General features: G+C 39.2%; 8 protein-coding genes. 1 reads left to right on the plus strand and 7 read right to left on the minus strand.

Annotated elements, in window-relative coordinates:
- The 7 genes from H7254_RS09555 to H7254_RS09585 all read right to left on the minus strand — a co-directional run.
- Positions 1–471: complex I subunit 1 family protein (locus H7254_RS09555; protein ID WP_301932751.1), on the minus strand; the 471-nt coding region annotated here is incomplete at its 3' end.
- Positions 472–662: 191 nt separating this feature from the next.
- Positions 663–1,778: an NADH-quinone oxidoreductase subunit D gene (locus tag H7254_RS09560; RefSeq protein WP_301921872.1), complete on the minus strand. Its 1,116-nt coding sequence runs from the start codon at positions 1,776–1,778 to the stop codon at positions 663–665.
- A gap of 81 nt (positions 1,779–1,859) precedes the next feature.
- Positions 1,860–2,318 carry an NADH-quinone oxidoreductase subunit C gene (locus H7254_RS09565; protein WP_301932752.1) on the minus strand — a complete coding sequence of 153 codons (459 nt, stop codon included), beginning with the start codon at positions 2,316–2,318 and terminating at the stop codon, positions 1,860–1,862.
- A 52-nt stretch (positions 2,319–2,370) separates the two neighbouring features.
- Positions 2,371–2,961: an NADH-quinone oxidoreductase subunit B gene (locus H7254_RS09570; protein WP_367875432.1), complete on the minus strand. Its 591-nt coding sequence runs from the start codon at positions 2,959–2,961 to the stop codon at positions 2,371–2,373.
- Positions 2,962–3,073: 112 nt separating this feature from the next.
- Positions 3,074–3,424 carry an NADH-quinone oxidoreductase subunit A gene (locus tag H7254_RS09575; RefSeq protein ID WP_301932753.1) on the minus strand — a complete coding sequence of 117 codons (351 nt, stop codon included), beginning with the start codon at positions 3,422–3,424 and terminating at the stop codon, positions 3,074–3,076.
- A 142-nt stretch (positions 3,425–3,566) separates the two neighbouring features.
- The gene (locus H7254_RS09580; protein WP_301921869.1) at positions 3,567–4,286 is read right to left on the minus strand and encodes a ferredoxin--NADP reductase; all 720 of its coding nucleotides are present in this window, start codon (positions 4,284–4,286) and stop codon (positions 3,567–3,569) included.
- A gap of 123 nt (positions 4,287–4,409) precedes the next feature.
- Positions 4,410–9,719, minus strand: coding sequence for a S8 family serine peptidase (locus H7254_RS09585; protein ID WP_301932754.1), 5,310 nt, complete (start codon positions 9,717–9,719; stop codon positions 4,410–4,412).
- Positions 9,720–9,960: 241 nt separating this feature from the next.
- Here H7254_RS09585 and H7254_RS09590 point away from each other — a divergent pair.
- Positions 9,961–12,398 (plus strand): DEAD/DEAH box helicase (locus tag H7254_RS09590; protein ID WP_301932755.1); only part of this gene is annotated, 2,438 nt, incomplete at its 3' end.

The following is a 12,398-nucleotide window of genomic DNA, read 5'->3' on the forward strand; positions in this document are numbered from 1 at the left end:
CCAGCCCGCCATCAAAATACTGATGACCATTACAGAAGATATGGCAGATACATACAGTACCCCAATATTCATATCCCACAATTGAAAATCTTTTGCAAAAGCAATAGGTGCCATCAATAACATGGATACGATGATGGCAATAATTGGTGCCAGATTAAATAAAAATTTGTCTGCTCCATCTGGTGTCATTCCTTCTTTTACCAGCAGCTTTACGGTGTCGGCCAGTGACTGCAACATACCGCCGGGTCCAACCCTGTTAGGCCCAAGCCTGATTTGTATCCATGCAGCAACCCTCCGTTCCATCAACACCAATACCAAACCAAGTATGGCAAACAAACTAATAACACAAATACCGGCTATCAGCATTTCAATTACCATCGTCCAGGTAGGGTTGAAAATACCTCTCAACCAGGTATCTATAAATTTCGATATGGAAGAAAAACTTAACATAAAGTTCCCCCATCTCCCCATGAAAGATTGAAGAACCCCCCAACCTGCCCACCCCCAAAAGGTTGGATTGAAAAAGCGTTATTATAATTTGAAGCGTTATTCATTATTTAAAGTATTACAAGTTTTTTTAGTTTTAACAAAAGTAAAAATCAACTCCGCATTCGTCTTCTTTATTTCTCTCTCCGCCGCGGCGGAAGGATAAGTTAAGCGGCTTACCTGTCAATATCGGGTATCACCAAATCCAACGTTCCCATCATTGCTACAAGGTCGCCCAATTTACTGCCTCTGGCCATATGGTCTAAAGCAGACAAATTAGAAAACCCCGGTGAACGGAATTTAATTCTGTAGGGGGTAGTACCGCCTTCACTCACAATGTACACCCCAAATTCTCCTCTTGCAGTTTCTACCCGCTGGTAAAATTCTCCTTTGGGTAATTTCAATACGGCTTTTGTTTTTGCCTGAAAATCACCTTCGGGTATATTGTCTACCAGTTGTTCTATGATCTTGATGGACTGGTTCATTTCTCTTATCCTTACCATGTATCTTGCAAATGAATCTCCTTCAGTTTCCAGTATTTCATCAAACTCCAACTGGTTATAAATTTCATAAGGATACATTTTACGGATATCGCAGCTAACACCACTACCCCTTGCTGTTGGCCCTGTGCAGCCAAACGAAATTGCATCTTCAGCAGATAAATAACCAACGCCCTTCATCCTGTTTTGGAAAATAATATTTCCTGTTACCAGCTCATCGTATTCGCTGATTTTTGATTTATATAATTTAATAAAATCTCTTATTCTTCTTTGAAAATTGGGATGAATATCCTGCATTACTCCACCCGGCACCATGTAGTTCATCGTAAGCCTTGCGCCACAGGTTTCTTCCATAATATCGTTGATGGTTTCTCTTTCGCGGAAAGCATAAAAAAAGGGCGTGAAGGCACCAAGGTCCATTGCCATAGCACCCCACCACAATTCGTGCGACGCAATCCTTGTAAGTTCATCCATCAAAATACGGATCACCTGTGCCCGGGAAGGTATTTCTATTTGCAAACCTTTTTCTATACAAAGCGCACAGGCATGATTATTTATATGAGAAGAAAGATAATCCATGCGGCTGGTAACATATATAAACTGACGATAGGTAAGGCTTTCGCACATTTTTTCAATAGAACGATGGATATAACCAAGATGAGGTTCTACCTTCCTGATCGTTTCGCCATTGATAGTAATAACAAGATGTAATACGCCATGTGTAGCAGGGTGTTGTGGCCCCACATTAATGATGATATCGCCTTCTGCTGTTCTTCCTATTTCTTCAACCATGCCCTGTTTCCTAAATGGAAAATTTTAAATATTATCATACAATTTAGTTTACTCTTTTTAATTTTTACAGGTATTAGATTCTTACAATTTTATCATATTGACCGGGTCTTCAAAATTTTTTAGCATGGGTCTTTTTCCTTCCCACCCATCCGGTAAAATCAGCAACCGTAAATCAGGGTGGTTTATGAAATTTACACCGAACATTTCATACACTTCCCGCTCATGAAAATTAGCGGTCTGCCATATATCACTTACCGATGCTATTGCCGGATCATTGGCGTCCAGCATAGATTTTATTACAATGTTGTGCCGGAATTTTGTGGAATCCAGATGATATACCATGGTAAGATGTGTCTTCCAGTCAATACAAGTAAGACAAAAAAGAAAATTAAAAAATAAAGAATCCTCCTGCCGTAATTTTTCTGCAAATAGGTGCCAGTCAGCAGGCGCTATATTGATAGTAAGCCATTGGCCTCCTTCTTCAAAAGTAGCTGCCGGCAATAGTTCTGCAATTTTTTCTTTCAGTGCTTCGTTGGTCATAATTATCTTTCGGATAACGGACATTCTATAAATTCAATGAATACTCCCCTCTTTATTTAACTTCTTTTATCTGCTCTCTTGTTAATCCACTTTTAATTTTTTCCTGCAAACTGATCAATGCATGTAACAGGGCTTCCGGTCTTGGCGGGCAGCCAGCCACATACACATCCACCGGTATAATATGGTCGGCACCTTTTACAACTGAATAGGTATTATAAAAGAAAGGCCCGCCACTGATGGCACAGGCACCCATTGCAATCACATACTTCGGGTCGCCCATCTGATCGTATAATCTTTTTAAAACCGGACCCATTTTATTTACGATGGTACCGGCAATAATAATTACATCGGCCTGCCGTGGCGAGGCCCTGGCTACTTCAAATCCAAACCTGGAGAAATCATATTTAGCGGCCGCAACCGACATCATTTCTATACCACAACAACTGGTGGCAAAAGTAAGCGGCCATAAAGAATTCGATCTTGCCCAGTTGATTATCTCATCCAGCTTGCTAAGCACAATACCACCACCCGGTGTTTCGTGCACCTGGCCGGGGAATGTTGACCCTCCACCAGAAGGAGTAGCCCCCTCACCTCCCAAAGGGGGGATTAAGGAAGAGCCCGGATTATTTAAAGTGTTACTCATTATTTAAGTGTACAAATTTTATTTAAACTATTTATCGCCATCATAATATATCAATTTGAAAGCCGCTGCATTTCTGTTTTCCGCCTTGGCAGAGTTAGAGGGAGCCAAGCCGTTATATCCATTTTAAAGCTCCCTTTTTATGGGCGTATAAAAATCCCATAAACAGTATAAAAAAGAAAATAATAATCTCTACAAATGCCATCCAGCCTACCTTTTTTGCTACTACTGCCCAGGGAAACAAAAATACCAGTTCAACATCAAATATTAAAAATATCAGCGCAAATAAATAATAGCCCACATTCATTTGTGTCCATGTTTTGCCCTGCGTTGGTATCCCGCATTCGTATGGTTCACCTTTTTGTTTATTGGTAGTGGCTTTTGTTACAATTTTAGCGATTAAAATAGCGATAGTAGAAAATGTTAATGCTGCAAGAATCAAAACAATCATCGAAGAGGCTCCCATAAAAGATCAATTAATTAAACAAATATTTAGACCTACAAGTTAGGAAAAAATAACTATACCGGTTTCGTACCAATCATAAGTATAAATGATATCTATCCTTTTACGTTTTAGGCTATTTTTCTTGAAAAGTTTTAAGAAGATACTATCCATAAATTTCAAAATGAATATCTTTTTTATCATATCCCATTTCTGTAATTCTTTTCCGGGCCTCATCAATCATACCTCTCCAGCCGCACAAATAAAATGAAGCAGGCGTTTTATCAATGCACAATAATTCATACACCGGATGCACGTACCCGGTTTGCCCATCCCATAGTTCTCTCGACAAAGTGGGGATATAATTAAACCCAGGTATTTCTTGCTGCAGCCTGGTCATTTCTTCAAAATATAAGAGGCTGGCTTTTGTGCGACATCCAAATATGAGGTAAATATTTTTATGTGCAACGTTATTATTTTTAATGTAATGAAGCATGCTTCTGAATGGGGCAATTCCGGTGCCGGTGCAAATTAACACCAGGTCTTTATCAATAGGTTCTTTTAAACTAAATACTCCCTGTGGGCCACGAAACCGAAATTCAGTACCAACAAATACTTCATCAAAAAGATAAGGAGTACCAATGCCATTCTTGTCCAGTACAATAATAAGCTCAAATATATTTGAGTCATCCGGACAGGAGGCAATGGAATAACTGCGCCAGCGCTTGTTTGGTTTTTCGTGAATTGGTAAATCCAGGGTAACAAACTGGCCGGGCTTAAAGTTGAGTATTTCCAGCGCTGGCACCTGAATAAAAAAGCTTCTTGTGTCATCTGTTTGCTGCTCAATTTTTATGACTTTTCCGGTGCGCCATGGTTCTAAAGACATAATATAATTATTTGCAGAAAGATACAAAGAATAGTCAAAGAGAAAATTATTCCGTTATTGTTTCACCGGTTTTACAAGATATAAATCAAACATGCACTTATTAATGCTTTCATGCAGGTGAGGCTATTGCACGAAAATCTTTTGAGTATGTGAACTGTTTACTGAAATTACTTTCAACATATAAATACCTTTAGAAATACCTTTTATACTAATGCTGTTGCTGGTTCCCTGAAGGGCAAAACTTTTTATCAGTTTGCCCGCGCCATCATACAATAAACCACTGGAGCAATTGGCACTGGCGGATATAAATACGGTTTGACCAGTAACCGGATTAGGGTAAATTAAAATATCATCGCCCCTGTTACTAAAATCAAGTTTTCGTATCCTGGAATAAGTGTACTTGCCATCCCGTTGCACTATTTTAATGCGGTAATAATTGATGCCGGTTAAAGGAGTTGAATCTGTAAAATCATAATTGCCTGCACCTGCGCTGCCATTGGTAATCATCGTGCTTACAGCGTTAAAATTTCTGCTATCTTCACTTCTTTCTATTTCAAATTTTGCCACATTTATTTCCTGTTCTGTTTTCCAGCTTAGCAGGGCATTACCAGATTGCTTTGTCGCTTCAAATGCAAATAAATTAATTGGCAATGGCTGTGTGTTGGTTACCCCCCCGTTATTAAACCAAAACTCGCTAAAACTATTTACTGTAAACTCAGCGTAGTAGCCATTTCCGTGGGGTATAATGGTTGTGTTTGCTGGTGTAATGTATTGCATAAAACCATTGATATCATCTTCCAATATTCCGTTTTCCTCTGCCATCAAACCACTGTATTTTGTTACGCCCAATTCATAAGCATCTTTTGGTTTGGAGCAGGATAAACAGCCATTGGCCTTAATCAGAGAATCTGCTTCAGCATCTGTAAAATACAATCTTACCCCAATATTTCCTGTGGGCGGATTGGATGGATGAATAACATAATTTCTGTCTAAATAATATTGATTGTTACTGTTTCTTACAGTTGTTGTTGGGTTGGGATACAAGGTAATGTCCACCTTACCAAGATTCTGCCCGTTCGGGTTTATTTCTGCCATGGTATACCACGGCCCTGCAGACTGGTTTCCTGAATTAAACCCTACCCATTTATTACCCGCAACAGAAGGTACACTGATAGTTGCAACCGGAGATGCGGCAGGGATAATACTTTTTTCATGTACGCTGATATCATCAATACCTACACCTTCCATGGTTACACCTGCATCACTGCTCAACACAAATCTGAAGCGCATATTGGTTCCTGTTACCGGAAGATCAATGCTGGCAACATGCCATTTGGTGTTGGAAACACTCCAGTTATTTAATACATTATCATACCAATGAATACCATTTATCGTATCACCTAATTTTTTCCATACAATACCATCGGTAGAATATTCAACCCAGGTATAATCATAATCCTGTTCTACCTGAAAAATATGGCTGAATGACAAAATAGGTTTCTTTAATCCACTCAAATCAAAACAGGGAGAAAACAAATAAGACGTTTCATCATTATTGTAGTTACCGGTAAGGTTGGTAACCCATACTTTGTTGCCATTAGCAGCCTTGCTGATGATTGTTTTTGCGGGGGTGCCCCATTGCCAGCTTGTATTGGTGCCCTTTGTATAAAAATCACCATCACTGTTTTCAAAACCCTGCAGGTAAGGATACGTACTGATGACGGGTGAATTGTGAAAAGTGAAATTTAAAATGCTGTCGTTGGTACCATAACTATCGCCGGCATAATGTATCCATGCGTTGATGCTGTAATCAATGTATGCTGATAAATCAGCTGTTTTGTTGAATGTATAATCCAGACTTTGGTTGGCTTTAATTGCAGGAATAGTTTCAGTAACTATTGCACCGCCATTTACCTGGTAACTAACACTCACATTATTAAGGCTGGTATTATTATAGTTCTTGATTGTAACGCTTACTGCATTACCTGCCGAAAGGCCACAGCCGGTTTTGTCAGGCGAGTTAATTTTTTTAAGTTCCAGATCATTAAACACCTGGTTTACTTCCAGGTCATCAAAAGTATAGCCATCATCAATATCCGTTAAAGGGGCAACATCATTGGAAGAAGTATTGCCTTCCTGACCTATTTTTATCTGAAAAGTTTCAGTAATATTTTGTGCAGGCAATGCGTTGTTCAGTGCTTCATTAATATTGATCAGACCATGTTTCCAACGCCCCAGACCGGCCTGGTTAATAAATAAATCGTATGCTTCTAACCATGCATCATTTTCACTGCCTCTTATCCAGATTTTATTGCCGGCATTGTTTGGCTGACCATGATTAAAATAATAAAAATCAAACCTCATTTGATCTGCTGCATAACCAATAAGATTATAATTTAAAGTGAGTGAGTCTACGTTATTTAAAATACTGTAAGGCGATTGATCCAGCGTTAAACTCCGGTTGCCTGTTCGTGAAAACCCTGTGTTTACGAAGGTTCTGGCCCTCCCCCTGGTAGTACTTGCACTAAAATCAAGGTACTTATTTTCGCTGATAGCCATTGCTGGCTTTATAAAATCAGCATTGTCCATTGATTCAAATCCTTCAATAACCGGCATTACAGTTATCGGATCATTATTGATTGATTTTACAGTTTTGTATGCGGTATCATTCTCATGATTTCCATCGGCAGGAAGCGAAACCCAGGCTTTAAAATCATACTTATAGCCACCAGCAATTACCGGATAGGAACCGGTAAAAGTATAGGTGTATGTATCACCCGGTGCAATCAAAGTATTAACTGTTTCTGTTACGGTTGTTCCGTCATAACTGTACGATACATCAAAAGGGCCTGTTACTGCAACAGTACCCAGATTTTTAATCAATATTTTTACAGGTGCCGTAGCATTGCCTGCTGTTGCAAAATGTTGCCTGGCTGTATTGGGAGTTAAAATACTGTCTACTTTAATATCATTGTTAAAAGTACTGAGCGTACATGCGCCACTGTTAGGAAATACTTTTACAGATAAAGAGCGCCTGCCTGAGAAAGCCCCGTTTTTTGCAGCAACGCCCAGCCATGCTGTAACATTTTTATCCATGCCTTTTAATACAAATGAAGTGCTGGTGGTATTGCCTATTACTTTCATACTGTCGCCGGTTAACTCCAATACATCGAAAGAGGTTGCCCCACTGACCGCAGTCCAGTTTAATTGCACAGCCCCTTCACATATATTGGTTGCTGTTACAACTGGTTGTACTAAAATACCAAAATTAAAACTGCTTTGGCCTGTAAGCGCCGTACTGTTTCTGCTTACCCGTATCAGCCCATTGCTGGTGAGGCCTGCAGGTACTGTCCATGCATACAATCTGCTTGTGGCAGCAATATTATTATTAATGGTTATCCAGCTTGCCCCATTGTTATCAGAATAGTCAATTGTAAATGTATTGGATTCGTTGCCATAGGCCAGCCAGCGAATATTTTCCAATTCACCGGGTACCAGCGTTTCACCACCGGAAGGATACTGCAACTTCACTTCATTGGGCACCATTTCATAACTCAGTACATATTCCTGCGGGCCAAAAGGAACGGCAAACCCAGCTACATTAATTGTATAATTTCCTGTGGTAGGATTTTCAATAACCACCTGTTCAATATTATTAATATGGTCCATCCCCTCTACGGCAATATTGTTTACTGCGTTTGGTGCACCATTTAAAACCAAAGGATAATGCAGTATTGCAGCAGGGGTACTAACAGTGAGGTCCAGATCATTTACCAATGCTGTTGCGGCATTAGTTGAAGCAGCGATATCGGCCCAATACAACATTACTTTTAAACGCTTTGTGTTGGCAGGTATTGCAATAGTTTGTGATGCAGTGCCCCCATTTATAATTGTGTTGATACTATAACGGTTTTGTTCCAATGCATCTACGGCAGCAGCAGCCTCCAGCATGCCAAAACCAAATGTATAATCAGGCCCGGGATTACCAAGGTCTTCCGCGGTATTACACACCAGGGTTTTCATCAATGCTGCTGAAGGATTACTGCCCCCATGCAATTGCCTGTACCTTTCGTACAGCAAAGAAAGGGCCCCGGTTACTGCCGGGGCAGCCATACTTGTGCCATAATCTGCGCCATAAGTATTATTAGTTTTTGTTGACGCCACTGCCCAGCCATTGGCTGTAATTTCAGGTTTAATACGCCCGTCGTTTACAGGACCGCGGCTGCTAAAATTCGCAATACTGTAGTCCCGTGCATTCATAGCGCCTACGGTCAACACATTCTTTGCCGATTGCCAGCCGGATTTTATAGTGCCGAAAGAAGCAGGAAAAGCAGCACAGGACAGCGCTCCATCGTTACCCGCCGCTATAATATGCAACAGTTGTTTGTATTGTTTCGCTTGCTGGTCAATATAATTACTCAGTACGTCATACGCTCCTTCCCCTGCACAATTAACTTCGGCAGAATAATATGAATTATTGCTAAGCACCATATTATTGTCCGTAACATAGGTAGGCGCACTGGTAATAATATCACTAAAAAACTGGCTGATGATGGTAGCTTTTGGTGCCATCCCCTTGTATTTAACATTGAAAATACCTGCGCCTGCAGCAGTCCCTGACACATGCGTTCCATGATCAGCTGGTATCCAGGGCGTACGTGAAATCACTCTGCCGGAAAAATCAATATGTGTAGATATATCTGCATTATCTCCCACACCGATTGCAACGCCTTTTCCATTCAGATTTTTTCCATTTAATGCATTCAGATTTGCCACCCCATGTACAGCCCGACTGTTATAGTTAAGTGGTTTATCATGGATGGTTTGCAAAGTGATGCTGCTGATAAATGGCCATGCAGCAATCACATTAATCAGTTGCTTATTTGCCTCAATAAAAATAATATTTGAAGCAGTATATTTTGTGGAAACCAGTATGGCGCCTGCTTTTTGTAATTCATTTTCTACAATAGTTTTTTTTAGTGTTGAAAAATAACTTACTGCAAAAAGCATAATATCTAATTTATTATCAGATGGCTTATAATTGATCAATCGCTCATTTATTTTATAAACAGCAGGCATTACATTAATGGATGTAATGCCCCATTGCCTTGCACCGGCAAAATCAAAACTACCTTTTATGCCAGCCATGTAAGTATTGCCGGGTAAATATTCCTGCAAGGCAATTCCCGCTTTTGCTAAGTTTTCCTTTACCTGTTTCCCTGGTAAATTATCAAACTGTATCAGTACAAAATATTGATCGCCAAAAAAACCTGCCTGAATATTTTCTTTTTTAAATTGTTGTTTTTTAATGTTGCTGCCGGTAGTAAAATTGCCGTTGGCAAAACGAACGGCCGGTTCGTTTTGCTGAGCTATGAGCGGTAATGAAAAAAAATAAAAGAAAAAAGTAAATAAAAGAATACCATATTTTTTCATAAGGATTTTTTGTTTTGAAATTTTACAGACCGCAGCAAATAGTTTAAAGAAATTATACCTTTTTTGAATGGCGCTTCAAAATGCAATCTTATTACTGTTGTCACCTTCTCTTTTCTAAAAAACACTTATATCTAAATATATGTTTAGTTACTACAGTATTTTGTTAACGGTTTTATAACTGATGTATTGCAAAGGATGATTTTTAGCAGATAATTTTTTCAAGGCATATCTTTGCACCCGGATGAATCTGGAAGTGTTGTTGAAAGAATATGCAAATGATGGCCGCTGTTTTCAAATAGTGGATGGAATCTCATTGTCAAAACCCCGCCATATCCATCTTGCCGGCTTACAGGGCAGTGCTGCAGCGTTTGTTATTACGGCGGTTTTTAATCATCCTTCTGCCAGTCAGTTAAATCATCTCGTTATTTTAAGAGATGCAGAAGAAGCTGCCTATTTTCACAATACGCTGGAAAATCTTACCAGTGCTTTAGATATCTTTTATTTCCCTTCTTCTTTTAAAAATAAAAAGAATTACAGATTGCTCAATAGCAGTCATGTAATGTTAAGAACTGAAGCGCTCACTAAAATTGCTACTGCTGCTGCAATAGCAGGTGTAAACAAAAAAATAATCATTACACATCCGGAAGCCTTGTTTGAAAAAGTGGTGCTACAAAAAACGCTTTCAGCCAACATTATTTCTATTAAACAAGCCGAAACCATTGATGTAAATGATATTCTTTCCCGGTTTGTTGATTATGGCTTTGAGCGCACCGATTTTGTGTATGAACCAGGCCAGTTTGCTGTACGAGGCGGTATATTGGATATCTATTCTTTTGGTAATGAAAAGCCTTACCGCATTGAATTATTTGGTAATGAAGTGGACAGCATCCGCCTGTTTGATCCGGAAAGCCAGTTAAGCGAACGTAAATTATTACAGGTAAATATTATACCCAATGTAGAAACACAGTTTGAAACCGGCGACCGGGTTTCGCTGCTGGAATTTTTACCAGAAAATACTGTAGTGTGGACAGAAGACTGGCAATTTATTAAAGAAAAAATTATACAGCAGGAAGAAGACCTTGAACTTTTTTTATCCATCGCAAAAGATATACCTGCTGATAAAAAACAACTGGCTGATGATGATACTGAAATCAACGAACGGTACAACATCACTGAAAATGATTTTGTAAAAGCGACTGTACTGGAGGATAAAATAAAAGAAAGGAACATTATTGAAATTGGAAAAAAAGCCTTCTTTCCTGCTATCAGCCGTCTACCATCAACCATTAACTTTAATACCAAGGAACAACCTTCCTTTAATCGCCAGTTTGATCTTTTAATAAAAAATTTAAAAGAGTACGAAGCAAAGAAATACAACATTTATTTATTTGCCGATAATCCAAAACAGCTTGAAAGACTGCATGTAATTTTTACTGATCTGAAAGCTGAAATCAATGTTGTTCCCATACCCACTTCTATCCATCATGGTTTTATTGATGATGATTTGATGGTGGTTTGTTATACTGATCACCAGATTTTTCAGCGTTACCATAAATATAAAGTAAAACAAGCTTTTAGTAAAAACAAAGCGCTTACTTTAAAGATGCTGCGTGAGTTGCAGCCGGGAGATTATGTAACGCATATTGATCATGGAGTAGGCGTGTACAGTGGGTTACAGAAGATTGAGGCCAACGGTAAAATGCAGGAAGCTGTAAGAATTCAGTACAAGGATGGAGATTTGCTATACGTAAATATTTCCAGCTTACATAAGATAGGTAAGTACAGCGGCAAGGAAGGCAGCATTCCAAAAATGAATAAGCTGGGCAGTGATGTATGGAATAAATTAAAAGAAAAAACCAAGAAGCAGGTAAAGGATATTGCTACAGATTTGATTAAACTGTATGCAGAAAGAAAGAGCCAGGAAGGCTTTGCATTTAGTCCGGATAATTACATGCAAACGGAACTGGAAGCCAGTTTTATATATGAAGATACACCCGACCAGGGCAAGGCTACAGAAGATGTAAAACGGGATATGGAAAAACCATCGCCGATGGACCGGCTGGTGTGCGGAGATGTTGGTTTTGGTAAAACAGAAATTGCCATCCGCGCTGCTTTTAAAAGCTGCTGCGATGGTAAACAGGCTGCCATATTGGTTCCTACCACTATTCTGGCGTATCAGCATTTTAAAACTTTTGGTGAAAGACTAAAAGATTTTCCGGTTACCGTAGATTATATCAACCGATTTAAATCATCCAAAGAAAAAAAAGAAACCCTTCAAAAAGTTGCCGAAGGAAAAATTGATATCATCATCGGTACACATTCACTATTGGGTAAAGACGTTAAGTTTAAAGACCTGGGAATAATGATCATTGACGAAGAGCAAAAATTTGGTGTTGCGGCGAAAGAAAAATTAAAACAATTAAGAACCACGGTAGATTCATTAACACTGACGGCCACGCCTATACCAAGAACTTTGCAGTTTAGTTTAATGGGTGCAAGAGATTTAAGCATCATTAATACGCCGCCGCCAAACAGGCAACCCATACAAACAGAAGTGATGGTATTTAATGAAGATGCCATTCGGGATATTATTTATTATGAAACCGAAAGAGGTGGCCAGGTTTTTTTTATACACAACAGGGTAAAGGGTTTGCAGGAAATGAAAGGATTGATACAAGG

Origin of the sequence: Ferruginibacter sp. (assembly GCF_014377975.1) — a bacterium.
Classification (GTDB): Bacteria; Bacteroidota; Bacteroidia; order Chitinophagales; family Chitinophagaceae; genus Ferruginibacter.